The organism is Bacillus rhizoplanae (assembly GCF_917563915.1).
Lineage (GTDB): Bacteria > Bacillota > Bacilli > Bacillales > Bacillaceae_G > Bacillus_A > Bacillus_A rhizoplanae.
Genome location: NZ_CAKJTI010000048.1, coordinates 1 through 16978, shown reverse-complemented (window position 1 = coordinate 16978; position 16978 = coordinate 1). Strand labels below are relative to the sequence as shown.

The 16978-nt window shown below is 33.6% G+C and carries 17 protein-coding genes and 5 pseudogenes; 7 read left to right on the top strand and 15 right to left on the bottom strand.

Features of this window, described 5'->3' with window-relative positions:
- Positions 1 to 368 precede the first annotated feature (368 nt).
- Together splB and LRP84_RS21320 are read right to left on the bottom strand one after the other, a co-directional pair.
- A complete protein-coding gene (gene splB, locus LRP84_RS21325) occupies positions 369 to 1397 on the bottom strand; it encodes a spore photoproduct lyase (protein WP_230576927.1) in 1029 nt (342 codons plus the stop codon).
- Positions 1398 to 1441: 44 nt separating this feature from the next.
- A pseudogene (locus LRP84_RS21320) lies at positions 1442 to 1656 on the bottom strand (transcriptional regulator SplA domain-containing protein).
- Positions 1657 to 1972: 316 nt separating this feature from the next.
- Here LRP84_RS21320 and LRP84_RS21315 point away from each other — a divergent pair.
- On the top strand, positions 1973 to 2491 hold the full coding sequence (locus tag LRP84_RS21315; protein WP_230576926.1) for a general stress protein: 519 nt from the start codon (positions 1973 to 1975) through the stop codon (positions 2489 to 2491).
- 538 nt (positions 2492 to 3029) lie between these two features.
- Here LRP84_RS21315 and LRP84_RS21310 read toward each other — a convergent pair.
- Both LRP84_RS21310 and LRP84_RS21305 read right to left on the bottom strand, forming a co-directional pair.
- Positions 3030 to 3521 (bottom strand): DinB family protein, encoded by a 492-nt coding sequence (locus LRP84_RS21310; protein ID WP_230576925.1) that lies wholly within the window; start codon positions 3519 to 3521, stop codon positions 3030 to 3032.
- Positions 3522 to 3802: 281 nt separating this feature from the next.
- Entirely contained in the window at positions 3803 to 4114 is a 312-nt protein-coding gene (locus LRP84_RS21305) for a DNA/RNA non-specific endonuclease (RefSeq protein ID WP_230576924.1), read from the bottom strand.
- Positions 4115 to 4124: 10 nt separating this feature from the next.
- Between LRP84_RS21305 and LRP84_RS21300 the strand changes: the two genes are divergently transcribed.
- Positions 4125 to 4700, top strand: coding sequence for a glycerophosphodiester phosphodiesterase family protein (locus LRP84_RS21300; RefSeq protein WP_230576923.1), 576 nt, complete (start codon positions 4125 to 4127; stop codon positions 4698 to 4700).
- Positions 4701 to 5337: 637 nt separating this feature from the next.
- Here LRP84_RS21300 and LRP84_RS21295 read toward each other — a convergent pair.
- A pseudogene (locus LRP84_RS21295) lies at positions 5338 to 5477 on the bottom strand (IS6 family transposase); the annotation flags it as partial.
- A gap of 379 nt (positions 5478 to 5856) precedes the next feature.
- Here LRP84_RS21295 and LRP84_RS21290 point away from each other — a divergent pair.
- Positions 5857 to 6798 carry a DUF6454 family protein gene (locus LRP84_RS21290; RefSeq protein ID WP_230576922.1) on the top strand — a complete coding sequence of 314 codons (942 nt, stop codon included), beginning with the start codon at positions 5857 to 5859 and terminating at the stop codon, positions 6796 to 6798.
- Positions 6799 to 6859: 61 nt separating this feature from the next.
- Here the strand turns inward: LRP84_RS21290 and LRP84_RS21285 are convergent.
- From LRP84_RS21285 to LRP84_RS21270, 5 genes and pseudogenes are all read right to left on the bottom strand, one after another.
- A pseudogene (locus LRP84_RS21285) lies at positions 6860 to 7150 on the bottom strand (recombinase family protein); the annotation flags it as partial.
- A gap of 185 nt (positions 7151 to 7335) precedes the next feature.
- Positions 7336 to 7629, bottom strand: a complete 294-nt coding sequence (locus LRP84_RS22625; protein WP_335379698.1) for a hypothetical protein — start codon at positions 7627 to 7629, stop codon at positions 7336 to 7338.
- Between the two features lie 99 nt (positions 7630 to 7728).
- Positions 7729 to 8202, bottom strand: coding sequence for a hypothetical protein (locus LRP84_RS21280; protein WP_230576921.1), 474 nt, complete (start codon positions 8200 to 8202; stop codon positions 7729 to 7731).
- 202 nt (positions 8203 to 8404) lie between these two features.
- Positions 8405 to 8782 carry a hypothetical protein gene (locus LRP84_RS21275; protein WP_230576920.1) on the bottom strand — a complete coding sequence of 126 codons (378 nt, stop codon included), beginning with the start codon at positions 8780 to 8782 and terminating at the stop codon, positions 8405 to 8407.
- Between the two features lie 357 nt (positions 8783 to 9139).
- Entirely contained in the window at positions 9140 to 9301 is a 162-nt protein-coding gene (locus LRP84_RS21270) for a hypothetical protein (protein WP_097795902.1), read from the bottom strand.
- A 540-nt stretch (positions 9302 to 9841) separates the two neighbouring features.
- Between LRP84_RS21270 and LRP84_RS21265 the strand changes: the two genes are divergently transcribed.
- The gene (locus LRP84_RS21265; RefSeq protein ID WP_230576919.1) at positions 9842 to 10270 is read left to right on the top strand and encodes a helix-turn-helix domain-containing protein; all 429 of its coding nucleotides are present in this window, start codon (positions 9842 to 9844) and stop codon (positions 10268 to 10270) included.
- A gap of 304 nt (positions 10271 to 10574) precedes the next feature.
- On the opposite strand, the gene LRP84_RS21260 is transcribed toward LRP84_RS21265, so the two are convergent.
- Positions 10575 to 11135, bottom strand: a complete 561-nt coding sequence (locus tag LRP84_RS21260; RefSeq protein ID WP_230576918.1) for a MerR family transcriptional regulator — start codon at positions 11133 to 11135, stop codon at positions 10575 to 10577.
- Between the two features lie 152 nt (positions 11136 to 11287).
- Between LRP84_RS21260 and LRP84_RS21255 the strand changes: the two genes are divergently transcribed.
- The gene (locus LRP84_RS21255) at positions 11288 to 12178 is read left to right on the top strand and encodes an endonuclease/exonuclease/phosphatase family protein (protein WP_230576917.1); all 891 of its coding nucleotides are present in this window, start codon (positions 11288 to 11290) and stop codon (positions 12176 to 12178) included.
- 121 nt (positions 12179 to 12299) lie between these two features.
- Here the strand turns inward: LRP84_RS21255 and LRP84_RS21250 are convergent, their stop codons facing one another.
- The 3 genes from LRP84_RS21250 to LRP84_RS21240 all read right to left on the bottom strand — a co-directional run bounded on the left by LRP84_RS21250 (position 12300) and on the right by LRP84_RS21240 (position 14616).
- Positions 12300 to 12872, bottom strand: a complete 573-nt coding sequence (locus LRP84_RS21250) for a hypothetical protein (RefSeq protein ID WP_230576916.1) — start codon at positions 12870 to 12872, stop codon at positions 12300 to 12302.
- Positions 12873 to 13428: 556 nt separating this feature from the next.
- On the bottom strand, positions 13429 to 14025 hold the full coding sequence (locus LRP84_RS21245) for a hypothetical protein (protein WP_230576915.1): 597 nt from the start codon (positions 14023 to 14025) through the stop codon (positions 13429 to 13431).
- A 309-nt stretch (positions 14026 to 14334) separates the two neighbouring features.
- Entirely contained in the window at positions 14335 to 14616 is a 282-nt protein-coding gene (locus LRP84_RS21240) for a hypothetical protein (protein ID WP_230576914.1), read from the bottom strand.
- Between the two features lie 367 nt (positions 14617 to 14983).
- Here LRP84_RS21240 and LRP84_RS21235 point away from each other — a divergent pair.
- Positions 14984 to 15355 (top strand): annotated as a pseudogene (locus LRP84_RS21235) (IS66 family transposase zinc-finger binding domain-containing protein); the annotation flags it as partial.
- Positions 15356 to 15675: 320 nt separating this feature from the next.
- On the opposite strand, the gene LRP84_RS21230 reads toward LRP84_RS21235, so the two are convergent.
- Positions 15676 to 16191: a DUF3231 family protein gene (locus LRP84_RS21230; protein ID WP_230576913.1), complete on the bottom strand. Its 516-nt coding sequence runs from the start codon at positions 16189 to 16191 to the stop codon at positions 15676 to 15678.
- 292 nt (positions 16192 to 16483) lie between these two features.
- Here LRP84_RS21230 and LRP84_RS21225 point away from each other — a divergent pair.
- Positions 16484 to 16678: pseudogene (locus LRP84_RS21225) on the top strand (tyrosine-type recombinase/integrase); the annotation flags it as partial.
- Positions 16679 to 16978: the final 300 nt, after the last annotated feature.

Below are 16978 nucleotides of genomic sequence, written 5' to 3'. Positions count from 1 at the left end.
TCAAATCCAAGAACCGAATAAAAAAGATGAATAAGAGTATTGTGTCAATTGAATTTTGTATACTGTATTCATGTGAGGTTAACATAACGTATCATTATCGGTAACAAGAAAAAAGCGGATTCTTACTCTCACAGGGAATCCACTTTTTTTCTATAAGGGGTCCCACCCCATGTCCATCAAGCTAAGATTTTGAGATATCCCCAAAACAAGAATTTTATGTATCTACTGTTATTTATAAGAATTCATGTCATTTTTTTGTTTTGGGGAACAAAGAATTTTTTAACTTAATGGCAATACCCCAATAGGTCATAGTTAGGAATAAAAGTGAGCCTATGACTCACTTTTACACGTATCTCAGCTGTACTCCATTATGTGAAATATTCCAATTTTGCATTTGGAAAGAACTTTTTCATATAAGAATAAAGGTGATTTTTTATATCTTCTTCTTCTTCTTTTTGATAAATATATTTACCAATCCCATATTTCCCCCATTTATATCTTCTTCTCTCTTCATCTAATTCTAATTTTGTCATAGGGTAGTTTTTTTCAATTACCCTCTTAGCAGGCTTTGTAAAACGATGTTGAATAAATTCAAATGTAATATCATCTCTTACATCAAGGGATAATTCAGCATCGAGACGTTCAAACATATGATAGTAACCGTCCTGCCAACCTTCATGAAGATAGATAGGAGCCACTATGAACCCTAACGGATATCCTGCTCTAGCTACTTTTCCCGCTGCTTCAATTCTTTTAGCTAACGGGGAAGTACCTGGCTCAAAGTTTTTAATAACGTAATCAGCGTTTACACTAAACCGAAATCTTGTTTTTCCATTATGTTTTGCATCAAGCAAATGATCCACATGATGAAATTTTGTAACAAATCTCAGCTTTCCATATTTAGATTCTCCAAAATGCTCAATTGCATGTTTAAGAGTATGAGTTAAGTGATCAATTCCTACAATATCTGATGTACACGAAGCTTCAAATCTTGTCAATTCAGGTACGCGGGCCTCCATATATTTGTCAGCAGTTTCTAGAATTTCGTCAACATTTACATAAGTTCGGATATACGGCTTGCTTCCCATCGTTGTCTGTAAATAACAATAATGACAATGTCCCATACACCCTGTTGCAAAGGGAATAGCATACTCTGCTGAAGGCTTTGAAGTATCAAATTTCAGTGTTTTTCTAACACCAACGACAAGAGTAGATTTTGCTACTCGATACTTTTGAAAATCGTTTTCGCCTGGCAGGTCTCTCACTTGATTATGGGAAGTAGTATGACGAATTTCAACATCCATATTTGAAAATTTCTCATAAAGCTCTCTCCCTAATGGATAATCTAATGCTTTGGGTTCAAAGTATACTAGTTTAGGCATAAACGGGTTATTCATTCTAACATCCCTTCTGAAACATCCCCATAATAGTAGGTATAGGCTTAGTTTGCCTCTTCTTCAGTAGAATAAACAGCCATCTCATTTGTTAGTGGATAATAAGTTTCATAAAGAAATAATGCTAATTCATTTGGTCTCTCAGGATTATTGACAACTGCTGCAGCTTGTATATTTGCTACGTCCTGAGTGTGGGGTTTCGATAAAAAATATAAACAATATCTCCAGCATGATAAATATTGCTTTTGTTAGGAAATTCCATTTTATCACCTTTTCTTTTTATAAAATTCAATGTGCAAAGTTATACATTATAAATTTTCCCTATAGTGCATAAAAATATGTCTTCTTTTATCAAGAGGAAATTGGATTCTACTAATTGGGGTCCCGCCACATGGCTATCAAGCTAACATTTTGAAGTGCCCCCATAACGAAAATTTCTTCTTTGCATAGGTGTGCATGGGAATTTAGTTCATTTTTTTCGTTTTGTTTTTTTTTGCTTTTGTTAATTACGTGTTAATATATTTATATGATTATTTAATCTTAATAAATAACAATAATAATATAAAAAGGTGCGGATTATGAGGGGAACTATAGAAAAAAGGATTTCGTATTTATATAAAGGGGAATTATTTGCGGTAATTAGTTCTGTTCCGTTAAGTTTTCTTATCAATACTGTCTATCCTAAATTACATTTATATTCACTATATTCTTTTTGGATTTCATTTCTTCTTTTGGAATTCCTTTTACTACAAGGTACGGTTTACTGGTATATAAAAAGGAAAAGACTAAAAAGGGAAAAGACATCTATTACCCCTGTTTGGGTTATCCAACGATTAAAAACTATAAAGAAAATGAATATTGTATTGATTTTCACTGGGCTTGTTTCGTTTGTTATTGATTTGTTTTATTGGTATCCTTCATTACCTTTAGCAGGGTTATATGTTTCTGGATTTATTTATGTATTTGCATTGCTTGAGTATATTAATTACTATTATGTTCAAATTTCATATGATTGCATCTCTGATATTAAATATCTTCTAAAGTCAAAGAAACTAAAACAAGCGTGTATAAACAAGGATTTTAAACGTATTTCATAAAAAATATCATGTTAAAATTACGACACCTTTAATGTAATAATTAAACAACATTATTATCATTACACATATTTTCATGCCGAAATTTGCTTAGCGTGGTTATTTTCCGATTATCTATACTCGAATGTGAAAAACCCTTGAAATATAAGGCTCTGCACATTGTTTACATGTATTCAATGTATTCTTGTGGGAGCATCACAAAAAGCAGGCCATAACTGGAACAATTCAGTCTTGGCCTGCTTTTTTTCTGTCATTCAAGTATCGTATTCGTTAGCTCAATCATCCTATTTTAACTTTTTTAAGGCAGACCTACTTTATTTGTTTCAAACCCGTAGACCAGAAATAAATGTTAACAGAGCTGTTCCGCAATTTTCTCATAGGAATTCCTGCTTAATGCCTCCAGTAGCATATCTGTGCTAAAGCTGCTGTTAGGAGGCGTTTTCTCCGTTGCCGACATTTCATCAAATAGCTCGACAAATATTTGATGTAATTCGTGATATATAGGGCCCCACGTTCTCGAACTGCAGTGCAATTTTTTGCCCTATTCAAAAGAGCGGCGCGATGGCCAAGAGCCTTGCAACTTGCGGATCAGGATAATTTGGCCCGTATGATAAGCGTCATGGAGAATGAGGCTGTTCAGCCACTCGTCTAATGGACGATTAGTAACAAGAGCTTGCAATTGGTCAACGTTTAAATTCGTAATACGCTCACGGATGCCAAGATGGACGCTTTTTAGCCTATTTTGCGTGGCTTCCCAATCGCTCTCTGTTTTCGAAGCGACTGCGAACGTATCGTCATTCGTCAACCCTTCCGGATACTGCGATTCCTCACCGGTAATTCTTTTGAGCAACCGTTCCTTGTAAAAAATCAAATGCTCAACTGTCTCCCAAATCGTGTTCGCATGCTCGCCAGCCGGGCGCCAATCTGCTTGCTCCGCCGTAAGCACTTTGAGTGCGTCAGCGAGCGGCGGATACCAATCTTCTTTATCGTAGCAAAAGTCCCAGTTTTGAAGTAACGATTCCGTTCTGTTCATTCCAAATCCTCCTTAGCGTATTGTAACCATTAAAAAGTTTTCACTAAATAATTCAACTAATGGAAATATGACTCCTTCTTCAGATACATTGTTATTTAATTCAATGTCCTTATTCCACAATCTGGATCTTTAGTGGAGTAACATTACTGAAGTTTTACTACATCGACAAGACATGCTTAATTAGAAATGTAGTCACCCAGCTCTTTTTGAGCTGGGTGACGTTTTACTTTTTGTTTTTAATGATTTCTTGGTTTGGTTTTTTTGTTTCTTTCAATGAATACTTATTTTTTACCCACTAGTTTAGAAGTGCCATCCTTATAGTCAATCTCTACACCATCTTGCACATTATAACAAAATACGTTGAAATCTAAGTGATCGTTATTAACCGTTTTCGCCTTCATTTGTACACCTCTTGCGACTAACTCGTCACCGATAAATACTGGTTTTACTTCGTAAAGTACATAACTTCCTTTTTCAACCTCTTTATCTACCATGTTTTCATATTTTACCATGCTCTTTTGGTTGAAGTCTTTTGTACCTGTCATTAAGTTTTTAGGATTATCATTCTGTCCGGATAACTGGAATCCAATCAAGTGACTTCTATTGAATATCGAGACCAAAGTGGAAGCCGGAGCACCGAATGAAACGGCCCCCCGTGAAGAGTTTGTACAGATAGTTGCCCGCGAGGTTCGTAAAGCTGGAATGATTAACCGCGTAACGATCGAAAGCTTCGACTGGGGATCGCTCATGCGCATGCACCAAGTCGAGCCGCGCTTGCCGCTTGTCGCATTGACTAACGGTGATCAGTTCCTGCAGCCTGGTAAGCCTGGCGCATCACCATGGCTGGGCGGAATCGACATCGATGACTTCGGAGGCGATTTTGTCGCTGCAGCCCACTCGTTCGGCGCAAGTGCTATTTCCCCAGTACATGGTGATCCTCAGAACGGCAAGGTAACCGATCCGAACTACAAGCCTTACGTGACGAAGCAAATGGTCGAGGAAGCCCACAAGTACGGCATGAAGGTCATTCCGTGGACGGTCGATGACGAGCCTACGATGGAAAAGCTGATGGATGATGGGGTTGATGGGATGATCACTGATTACCCGGACCTGCTGCGCAGTGTAATGAAGAAACACGGTTACAAGCTGCCAAAGGCCTATCCGGCTCCCAAGAAATAAGATGCTTGGACAAGGCAAATGGTAAAAAAATACAGTGATTTTTTCTAGTATTTTAGTATCATTCTTTTGTTGCGGCGGATCATTTTATCCGCCGCTTTCTTTTGTGAAAATAGCCAAGGCACGGCATATTAATTCAGATATCGATAATAAGGTTCTGGTGCAAAAATAAAATAAAAGAGAATAAAGCGCATATATTCCTAACGGAATCATACAAATGGTCATTTATAGTGCAAAAAAGGATAGAACATGCAGAGTTCTTCTGTTTGTATCTATCCTCTTCTTAATATAACTAACGTTATATAACATCTGTTATAAGAAAAACTCTTCTAGCCAAAATTCACACAACAAGATTGACCGTTTTCATTATTCCTAAAATCATCTAACTTCTTTTTTTCTTCCTTCTCCAACATACGAACTGTACAAATTACAAAATCCCCTATCAGACTTTGAAAGTGCATCTCATTATCTATACACTAAAAACCGAAGTCCTGAAGCTTGTTTTGAATTGTCCCTCTCTAAAAACCAAAATTATTTTTTACATACATATTTGATTTTCCTAGCAAAAGACAAGAAGCCAGAAATCCCATGGGATAAGCCCTCTCTTTGTCCATTCCTTCGGTTTTAGGTTAGACTAGGGATATTCATGAACCCAGCGCATGATGGTTGTTGGGTGAACAGACACCCCACGTTCCTTCAGTATTTCAGTTACATCGCGATAGCTTAAAGAAAAACGACAATAGTAGCTTGTTTGAATTGTTTTCCTTTAAAATATCCCATTTGTTACGCTCCCGTTCATCTTTTTCCAAAGTGTACTTGAGTTTCGAAAACTTTGCAACAGAACCTCTTTTCTTATTCCACTAACCTCCTGTTAGTTAAAAATCGTTGTATTAAGAATTTTTACAAATATCTAATACTTCAATTACACTCACTTAACATTTCTTTAGTAAGGTAAATAAGACATTATATAAAGAGGAAATTCAAGATGAATTTGGGCGAAGGATATCACCTGGATTTGTTTTGAAGTAACTTTAACCGTCAATTGTTTAATTGGTAAATATATCTCTTAGATGAAAGTTTACATCCAGCTAATTAAACAATTTCATCAATGACCGAATATTCGTTTTTTTCAACTATTCAAAAATGAGGAGGATGGATGATGAAAAAAGTAATTTTTGCACTAGCGGCCGTTCTAGCTATCGGAACTGCTACAACAGCGTTTGCCCAGAATGACACGCTTAATTCTGATAAAGAAGGGAAACAACTAACAGAAAAATTCCAACAACTCACTCGCAATAATGTTTGGGAACAGAAAGAAAAAGTAGATTTGCAATTTAACACATATCATCCGCAAGGAATGACGAAAGTTGGAGATTTGTACTACATGTCTTCTGTAGAAATCATTGAAAAACCAGTTAAATACGACCAGCCGAAAGATGGTTTTGATCGCACACCTGGTAAAGGCATCGGTCACCTATTTGTTTTTAACAAAGAAGGAAAGCTCCTAAAGGATTTAAAGCTTGGGGAAGGGGATATGTACCATCCTGGAGGAATTGCATTTGATGGTACATCAATTTGGGTTCCTATTGCAGAATATCGCCCAAACAGCCAATCTATCATTTATAAAGTGAATCCAGAAACGCTGAATGCCCAGGAAGTATTTCGCACGAATGACCACATTGGGGGAATAGTTCGTAATGAAAAAGGAGGAGCTTTAAAAGCTGTAAGTTGGGGTTCCAGAACGTTTTATGAGTTTAATGAAAAAGGAAAAGTACTTCAAAAATCAAATAATACTAGCCACTTTATCGATTATCAGGACTGCGAAAATGTAGGGGAAAACAATATGATATGCAGTGGTATTACTGAATTGCCGGGATCTTCAACTGCTAAATATGAATTAGGTGGACTAGCCTTACTAGATATGAAAACAATGGATACTGTTCATGAACTACCAATTCCTTTGTTTTCTCCTCAGGGACATGTTGTAACACGCAATCCAGTATTTCTTGAAAATACAAAACAGGGAATAAAAATGTACGCTGTTCCTGATGATGATCAATCTAATATGCTTGTTTATGAAACAAATATTAGTAAAAAATAATTTTTTGAAGAAAACTTTGATGCCAAGCATCAAAGTTTTCTTTACAAGTACTCTCTTTCAGTCATAAATTGGATTTTAGATAAAACTGAATAGCCCTAATTGCACATATTTCTTTAACTGTTTTATTCGTTGTTTTTCGTAATTCAATCGCATGATTCATACCTGGATATCTATCATTATATTTTTTTATTCTTTCCCGATTACTGTTTCTCTTTGATTATTTCTCGATCTAGTTCACTAAAAGCTGCCATAACTGTTAAAAAAATTTCCCAGTGGGTGTTCTTGTGTCAATTCCTAAATTTTGAATAACAAAGTGTATTTCTTTTTCTCTAAATTGTTCTACCAATTGAAGTTACAACAATAAATAATTCGACAAATATATTAAAAAATCATCTTCTTTGAACTATAAATATCCTACACATATGAGGTTTACATAACACCACTTAGCAGAAGTGCAATTATTTGTAGAAATATAGATTTTGCTAAATGATAACTTTTTATTAAGCCACTTGATAATAAAATATGAAGTTATCAAAGCTATTCCATTAAACCAACTATATCAAGAAAAATCATAGTAGTTATCATTGCGATAACTGCTATAAGAAATTTAAATCTGAATTTAATCTTAATACCTAGCTTATCTGGAATAAAATATATTCCCAAACCCATACTAATACGTCCTATTAATAAATATAATTGATATAAAAATTCGTTATTTATTTTTGCCTTAATATACACTTTACTGTAATCAAACAATAGGAAATATATTAAAATTATAATTAAGTAGAGAATAAATAATTTCACATAGTTTCTCAGTTTAGTTTTTCTCAAAATACCCCATACTCCTTTTAGATGTTCAATCAACTTATAAAATTTCTTTTATTAAATACCACTCTGATGTGAAATTCACATAATCACTGTTAGCGGAAGTCATGATTCATTAAGCAATAGTTCTAATGTTTCTGTAATTTCCTCTTCTAATTGATTTACACTACTTATATACAGATGTCCTGTACCACTATTACGGGAGAAGCCTTGATAATAATACCACAGCTCAATAGTACATATATAAAAATCCTCATCCAGTTTGGGTTCACCCTCGTAGTCAATTGCTATTAAAGATCGATATTCAGCTTCTAAGCATTGACTTGAAGTAAGTTGATTTGATTCATCACCATCTATGTCACGAGCAATCCATAATTGAAGGTTTCTCTTTCCCTTTTTTTCAAAGGGGTCTTTGTATATTGCTTGGTATTTAATACAAAGTTCCTCAGCTGTTGTCTCCAAATGCATAATCTTCTTCTCTAGCTCTTCATTTATCTCAGATTTCGATATAATCAGGCCAAAGTCTAGATTATAATCCACTTTTTCTCCCTTTATCCATGCCCAAAATTGTTTAAACATGTGATGCCCCCTTATTATCAGGACGTTCTCTATCATAATACATTCGTGTAAGTAGGAAAGAGTTCCTCTTGTATATTCTATACATGTGGGGTTTACATAACGTCTCATTATCGGGATTCAATGTATTTAGAAGACTATTAAAAGTCCTCCAGATTGTTTAACTGGAGGACTTTCGTGTTCACATAATTATCGTTAGCGAAAGTTATTTTTTAGATTGTAGTTTAAGGGTTTCTGTTTTATCGTTCCAATTTACAGTAATTGTTATTACATCATTTTTATCAGTCGTAGTACAACCTCTACATGTCTTTTTAATTTTAATGGATTTTTGAGTTAGTGGAACATTTCCGTTTCCTCCGCCATTACCAGTTTCATAGTTATACTTAACATTATCCTTAACTTTTGAAGGATCACCTTTATAAGTTAGAGTAAGCTCACTTGCCTCATTATTTTCATCATATGTATAACCGTTGTATGTCCCCTTCCAATTTTCGCTTTCACCTTTAAGGATAAAGGACTTATCACTAGAACAACCTCCTAATATAAGCATTATTAAAACAAACAGGAACTTTATTTGTCTCATCGAATCCTCCTACATATTTTTTGCGGATTCCTTATATTCCCATTTTACTATATTAAATTTTTGGTTAGTACTAAAACAGTAATGAATCCTCTATACATGTAAAGTTAACATAACGTCTCATTATAAGCAGTAACCAAATCCCAGAAAGCTATTCATACCAAGAGTTTGCCAGCCTTCCGTTCCCTCCGATGTATGCAGGATTTCATACATCCCTGTCATAACAGCATTTTGCAGTTCAAACCGTTCTCGTAGCCTGCATGAAATCCTGCATATCCTGGGCGTATAAAAGCCGCGTTTACCGTCAGTACCCCTTGTAGGAATACTACAGGTTCTTGTTTATTTAAAGGACAGAAATATCTATTCCCTTTCTAGCCAAGCAATAGGAATTTCTTTTTCACCAGTTACTTCAAACTGAATTTCTCCATTTACTTCAAAGACCCGTTCAATAATTGGTATTGTAATCATTTTATTTTCCTTTATTTTTCGCTTTCGTACTAGTTCTAAGTCGATAATATTCATGATGAAATCCCCTTTTGTATATGTAAGACAGAGAAAAAAGCACCCAAATGAGTACTTTTTCAACTTGAATCACCATTTTACTTTTTGAGCTGTTGCTCTATGTGTATTTTACCATATTTATCTATAACATTTGTTGATAAAGTTATTTTACTCCAATTTACTATGATTCATAAATGTACGTATCAGGGACATAGTTTTTGAGATAAATTTAGTTCATTTTTTCGTTTTGGGGATACTTCAAAATCTTAGGTTGATGGGCATGGGGTATCGCCAGCATTTTGGAAAAAAACCACGCTAAGAGTTTTTGAGTCATTTTAACCTTGTTTTAAATTGTGTTGCGTTAGCAACCGATTTGAATAATTTTTCTCGTTTTAATACAACACAAATGACATTGTGTTGTATTAAACATTCTTAGCGTTGTTAAAATCTCTTATTTTCATGTCAAAATTTGCTTAACGTGGTTTTTTTCTGATTTGCGGTCTGTATCCCTTACAAATTTTTATAAGCTATAGTAAAAATAAAATTACAGGAGTTGAAATCATGGAGTTCTATAAAAAGCTAAAAGAAGAACGCTTAAAACATAACTTATCACAAGAAGAATTAGCCATTAAATTAAACATAAGCAGACAATCAGTTTCTAAATGGGAGCTTGAAAAAGGCTATCCAAATATTGAAACACTTATTACATTAAGTGATTTATTCAACATTAGCATTGATGAATTAATTAAAGGAGATAATTTCTTGAAAGATAAAATCATCAAAGAAGGAAAAATGGGGGAATTAAAAATGACAGATCAATTCAAATGGTTATATGTATTGAGTTCAATTTTAGTAGTATTTTGGCTTTTTGTACTTCCCTGGTCCAATCCATCAGGTCTAACATTAAGCATAATTAATCTCATAGCTGCTATTTACTTTGTAATTGTCGTTAGCTACATCAAAAATAACAAGAAAAAATTTTTTAATTAAACTTTAAAACTAAAGACGACAGCAATCGGGTGGCTCAACATTATCTGATTGCTGTCGTCTTTAGTAAATTCCTACTTAATCACGATTTTGGATACTCAAACCTTTTTAAATTAAATGGCCCGATTGCGATATAACCTTGTACCAACAAGGCACCCCTTTGGACAAAGCATATCCAAAGGGGTGAAATTTCACAACTTTTTTATAAACATCGTGACTGTGTTTTAAGTATTGCATCTTTTTTTACAAACATCGCGACTTTATTTCAAAGCTACAATTAGAACTCTACATAAGGTACCACTCACATTTAATCTTTAAAGAAACCAAAAAAACCTTTCCGTTTTTGTTTCTGATTTTGTTTCTGTATATCTCTAATATTTTCAAGCAATAACTGATCTCGTTTCTCTAACTTTTTCTCTATAAAAACTTCTAGTTCACTATTTTTACCCTCTACTTCAGTTAATTTTCTTTCAGTATTAGCTAAATGCTCTTTTGTAGTAACTAATTCATTCGTAATCTCTTGTAACTTTTGAATTAATGCTTGATTAAACTCATTTTGCAACTGCTGATTTTCTAATACTTCATCCAATTTCTTTTCTAATTCTGATTTTTCTTCTTTGGAAACAAATAAATCAAGTTCTCCATTCCTCCATGCTCGAACTTGATCGTAAGACCATTTTTGTATATGTATTCTTTCTTTTATTGCTTTTAATTCTTCAATATTTTCCTTAGAGTACCTGCGATGTCCTCCCTGACTTCGCTCAGTTTGTATATTAAATTCGTTTGACCATACTTTTAATAAATCGGGAGTAACCCCTAAACTATCCGCAACAATTTTCGGTGTATACATTTCTGATTTCAGTTCCAATTTTAATTCCTCCTAAAAAACGGAATGAGTTTTTCAGTATCTCAAATTCAAGGAATTTTTACACTGTTTTTACAAAATTCTTATATTTTGACAATAAAAATATTTTATTCTTTAAAAGTAAGTTAATAGAAAATTTTGAGAGGGTGTTAGACTTGTTTAAGAAATCATTTATTTTTGCTTTTATTTTATTGCTGTCCATAATCCCTATGTTCTCGTACAACAGTAAAACGTTTGCGGCAGAACCGCCCGTATTTGAAAGAGGTAACGAGGTTGGAATTAAAGTCATGTCTTATAATATTCATCATGGAGAAGGTACAGATGCTATTTTGGACTTGAAAAGAATTGCAGATGTTATTAAACAATCAGATGCTGATATTATCGGTTTGCAAGAAGTAGATAATCATTTCTCGCAGCGCAGTAATTTCGAAGATCAAGCGAAATGGTTGGCAAATTATTTAGGAATGCACTATGCATATGCTGCAAATCTTGACTATGAACCTTTAAAAGAAGGGGAACACCGTCGGCAATATGGAACGGCCGTGTTAAGCAAATATCCTATCCTTTCTTCCCAAAATCATCTGCTCACTAATATCCCATATCCAGTAAACCCGACAGAGCAGCGCGGTCTTTTAGAAACTGTGATTAACGTGAAAGGAAACCACATTCATTTCTACAACACTCACCTTGATCATAGGAGAGCAGAACAAAGGGATCTGCAGATACGAGAAATACTTGACATCGCAAAACAAAAAGAAGGAACAAAAATCTTTGCGGGAGACTTCAATGCCGTCCCTGAAAGCGCGGAAATTCTGAAGATGACTGCACAATATAAAGACGTATTTGCCGAACTCGGTCAAAATGAGGACTATACTATTCCTTCAGATAAACCAACAAGTCGCATCGACTATATTTTTACTTCTGAAGATGTCAAAATTCGTACTGGGGAAGTCATAGACACTCTTGCATCTGATCATTTACCAATTACTACAGAGCTCGTACTGACAAAAAAAACGCCGTTTAATAATGGAGTAGGCAAAAACTAACCCCTGATAAGGAACTACCGATAACATTGATTACGTGAATGAAAAGTCCCTTCAGATTTCTGAAGGGACTTTTCTAAGTTATTACAACGCTTATTCATTTGAAAAGACTTCCACCCCAATTTTAAGACAGCACCTGATACAACCTATTTATGAACATTCTACAAATCTCTGCGAAAATCCAGCAGTAAAGAAAACTTAATATAAATATTAATGCAATAACCTTTGGATCTATAGTTGTATCAACCGTAGGACCTAACACCGGAAAACGGAATACGTACAGGATAATCATAATCCCCACGAGTAAACATGCTGCTGAAAAAGAAACGACCACAATTCTCCTCTTCAATTGTAAAAAAGCCATACTCAGCGTTACACCTAATAAACCTGTTGTAAAGGGAAAGATAATAAGTTCACTCGGCTGGATAATAAATAAGAGGAAAATCGTAAGGATATAAGAAAGGATTCCTTGACGGATAGAAAAGCAAGTAGCTAAAAAAATGGGTAATGTCGCTAAAAAACTAATCAGAAAGCCTATACCAGGCATAAAGCCACCTGCTGATTGAAACATGGTAGCAAATGTACTCAATAAGGCTGTGATTGCCAACTGGGTTGCAAAGGCCATCTTTCTTACATGAAGAGAATTTGAACCTGCCTCTATCATCGATTGACACCAATAACGAACAAACAGTTTCATTGAACCCCCCCCTCAAATATCCCATTTGCCACTTCCTATACTATTCATTGCCTAGCGTTTTATGCAGCATTACTTGTCAGTCATTCTTTTCAACCAATCGGGCACATGCCAGCAGTTATCCCCCACCTATCTTCTTCGCTTCTCCCTAACTCTTGAGGTGGAGGTTTACTGACCACGAATAGGGGAAAAAATTACGGATAACTAACAAAAAGCATGAAAATTTCATGTCATGCTTTTTATCTATTAAAAAATTCTTTTCTTACATTATTATTCTTTTCAGTATGATAACGTAAAAACTCATTCATTCAGTGGTACTTTTCATTCTTTATAATAACTTTCAACAGTACAAACCATTTTCATTACCCAGTAGCGAACTTTTTCCCTTTTGACATTAATGGTCTTAAATTATTGAAGTTTTTCTGATTTAAGTTCCAAACATAATTAGAAATCTATACATATTAACTATTTTTATTGAGAAATAAATCAATTATTTACCATTAAAAAGAAAATAATTGTACAATGAACTTGGACGTATAATCAAAGTGATAATCACTCACTAGTTTTTTATATTACTTGAAGGTTTCCCTACATCACTAATTGCTTGAATTGAGTCAATTTTCACGTTAATCCTATTTGGTGATTCTATAATGTTGCCAGTCGAATTACTATTCACTGTAACATTTTGCCCACTAATAGTAACTAAATCTTTGCTGATATGCAGTATAAAACCTTTAATATAAATGTGATCTAAAAATAATGTGATACGTAAATGGATTGACTGGTAATTATATAGAAGTTCTCTAATTTCATTTGTTATTTCTTTCATATCACTAGACGAATTATTTGGATAATGAGAAGATTCTTCAGTTAATAGCAATTGTGAATTATCTTTTGTCAATATAAATCTTCGGGATTCTAATGAATCACCAAAAGACTTTGGTAGTTTTAATAAAACATTAGAAGGTTTTGGGGATTCTAATGAGTCATCAAAAGACTTTGGTGGTTTTGATAATTCATTGGGGGATTTTTGAAATTCTAATGAATCATCAAAAGATTTTTGGGGTTCTAATGGAACAATAAGAGGAATGGGATTTATGTTAAACAATCTAAATGCAGGTTTAATATTTTCTTGATTTGAGCATAACAGACACACTTAAACACCTCCTATAAAGAAAAGGTTGTATTATATAATAAACACATGCTGTGAAAAAGTGACAATAAAAGCAGAAAAAAAACACCTAAAAATTGTGTACCATATACTTTTTATTACATGTAATAAAAGTACTATTAATAGGTTGATTCATATATAAGCTTAGATTTTCTGTTTAAATTAGGATTTTATTCTGTATTCATGTAAAGTTAATAAAATTTATGTTTTTTTATTTTGCATTTTCCTTAAACCACCTCAAAAATGCACTGGGTATTTAATAATCCCAGTGCATTTTTGGACGTTTATTTGCTATTATGCTCCTCGATCATCACTAACTGATAGAATGCTGCTAATTTTCACGCTAATTTGGTTTGGATTTTCAAGTTCTATACCAGAATCATTACTTTCTACTTCAACGCCCTCTCCATTACCACGACGAAGAGTAACAAATTCTTCTCCGATTCGAGTAATAAAACCTTCTACATGGAATGATGGTAAAAATAGTACCACCCTTGCTCCTACTAGTTGAAATGCCCGTAACAATCTACGGATTTCATCTTCATGACGTTCGTGACGTTCGTGACGTTCTCCCATTCACAACTTCCTTTCTTTTTCAAATTTAAAAAGTAGTGAAAAAGTCTTTGTAACTCAATTTATCACCACTCTTTACAATAGAATATGTTTAGGATTAAAAAATGGTAATGGACAATCTGGAAATTTGTTCTAGCACTATCGAATTTTATTGAAATCAGGTAATAAGATCGTGCCGTAAAGCGCAAAGTAAATTACGGAAAATATAATAATATAGGTGATTTCATATAATTAATGTAATCATCTTAATAGGTGTTTACAAAAAAACATAATTTTTGTAACCAATTCGGCATTTATGTAAGCGTCAAATATTCCCCACCTACAATTTGTAAATAACCCATGAGATAATCTCCTTACATACTACATAACGATTGAATATCGTTTACCTGATAAGGAACAGGTTTGTTCGTGCTGTGGTGGTACTTTACATGAGATGAGTGTAGAAGTCCGAAAGGAACTGACGATTGTTCCTGCGGAAGTAAAGGTGACGGAACATAAGAGATATGTATATACTTGTCGTAAGTGTGAATTAGATGAGATATCCACACCGATTGTAACAGCGAATATGCCAGCTCCTGCCTTTCCTAAAAGTATCGCTTCCCCATCGATTATGGCGTATATTATGACACAAAAATATGTAGAAGGATTACCTCTTTATCGTCAGGAAAAGCATTTTGAACGAATGGGGATCTTCTTATCACGACAAACGATGGGAAATTGGTTATTATATGGGGCTGATCGATGTGTACTACATATGACCATATTTACTATCACAAACCTTAAATTTACTACAACAGAATTAACTTAATAAATGAAAGTAAACTTTTAAAGATTAGTTCACTTTCACCAATTCACATTGGTAGTGAAGAATAATTAAATTTTATTTCGAATACATACCATTTAATACAGTAAGCAATCACATATATTCTTTTATATTTCTTTTCTAACGCATACAAAAAAGATGGCTGGACACCATCTTTTTTTACGCAATTCTAAAATGTTTATAATCTTATCCAGGTTAAAAACAATCATAACAAAAAGAAATTGGATTACTATTAAATACTATGCTTGTTCTGATTGTTGAACATGTAATGGAGGTGGAATAATCCAACCTTTTTTCTTATTCATACGAAGCAATATAGCTCCAGCTTGTGCTTTTTTCATATGGAATTGACCAAACATCATTCCTACATCTTCTCGAAGAGATTGTCCCATAGCTTGGCTACATGCTACTAAGCCAGCAGCAAGGTCCATAGAAACTTTAGCAGCAATTTCTGCATCATTAATACGAGCGCCAGGGGGGATCGTCTCAATAGATGCAACTGGTCTTTCTGGAGGTGCTGGTGGCAATGCAACACCATTTAATTTTAATAAATTTTTTAATTCTTCAACTTCTGATTGGATATCATTCTCTACAAGGTTTTCTAAAAACTTCTTTAAGTCCTCATCTCCTGTATGGTTAATGAGAACTTGATAACCAGCAATTGCACCTTGTGCCGCTGCAAGATAACTCCAAATTCCAAAGACTTCTCCGTAATGCATTGGTTCATGTTGTGGATTTCCACTTAAAACACCCATTAAAATATTCCTCCTTAAAGAAATTAAACGCTTAACAACAATGCTTAGTATAGAAAAAATTTTCCTAACCATGTTCAGGATTAGAGAAAATAAGTTCTTATAACTCATATGGAACACCTTGCCCAAATATAGTAATTACATTTTGTAGGATATACTGTTACAAAAATTTTATTCTTATAAATAACACATGTATTTTAAGTAACATAATCCATTGTCATCGATAGAAAAATACAAATACCTAAATCTAAAAATAATTTCAAAGAATTCTTTGAATAAGATAAATAATAATATAAAAGCAGCAAAAGAGTTTGGATTAGAACGGATTGGTACTCATTCACTTAGAAAGACATATGGATATCATCACTACAAGCAATTTAAAGATGTAGTTGTTTTACAAAGAATGCTGAATCATACGGACCAAAAAGAGACATTAAGATATATAGGTATTGAACAAGATACATTGAATGACTATCAAAAGAAATTTTAAATCTAATGTTTTATTTTTTTATGTATTTTTGAATTAGCTATAAAAGAAAAGTGTCAAATTCATTTTTATAAAGTATTGAAAAGCTTATTATTTCTAGGATGAATCGGTACAGGTGAATTCAACACAATCTGATTTATAGTGAATTCATTTTTTATGATTATTAATCTTAAATATCAAAAACTATAAGAAAAGATGGCCAATGATTCTTCCTATAATAATTGAAGTTTAAAATGCCTACTTTCCCCTTAAGTACGCATATATTTAAATTTGAATTAACAATATCCTTATTAAACTATATCC

Coding starts and splice junctions, on each gene's coding strand:
- splB (WP_230576927.1), bottom strand. CDS start 1,397: ATGAATAACCCGTTTATGCCTAAACTAGTATACTTTGAACCCAAAGCA.
- LRP84_RS21315 (WP_230576926.1), top strand. CDS start 1,973: ATGAGGGGAACTATAGAAAAAAGGATTTCGTATTTATATAAAGGGGAA.
- LRP84_RS21310 (WP_230576925.1), bottom strand. CDS start 3,521: ATGAACAGAACGGAATCGTTACTTCAAAACTGGGACTTTTGCTACGAT.
- LRP84_RS21290 (WP_230576922.1), top strand. CDS start 5,857: ATGAAAAAAGTAATTTTTGCACTAGCGGCCGTTCTAGCTATCGGAACT.
- LRP84_RS21280 (WP_230576921.1), bottom strand. CDS start 8,202: ATGTTTAAACAATTTTGGGCATGGATAAAGGGAGAAAAAGTGGATTAT.
- LRP84_RS21275 (WP_230576920.1), bottom strand. CDS start 8,782: ATGAGACAAATAAAGTTCCTGTTTGTTTTAATAATGCTTATATTAGGA.
- LRP84_RS21270 (WP_097795902.1), bottom strand. CDS start 9,301: ATGAATATTATCGACTTAGAACTAGTACGAAAGCGAAAAATAAAGGAA.
- LRP84_RS21265 (WP_230576919.1), top strand. CDS start 9,842: ATGGAGTTCTATAAAAAGCTAAAAGAAGAACGCTTAAAACATAACTTA.
- LRP84_RS21250 (WP_230576916.1), bottom strand. CDS start 12,872: ATGAAACTGTTTGTTCGTTATTGGTGTCAATCGATGATAGAGGCAGGT.
- LRP84_RS21240 (WP_230576914.1), bottom strand. CDS start 14,616: ATGGGAGAACGTCACGAACGTCACGAACGTCATGAAGATGAAATCCGT.
- LRP84_RS21230 (WP_230576913.1), bottom strand. CDS start 16,191: ATGGGTGTTTTAAGTGGAAATCCACAACATGAACCAATGCATTACGGA.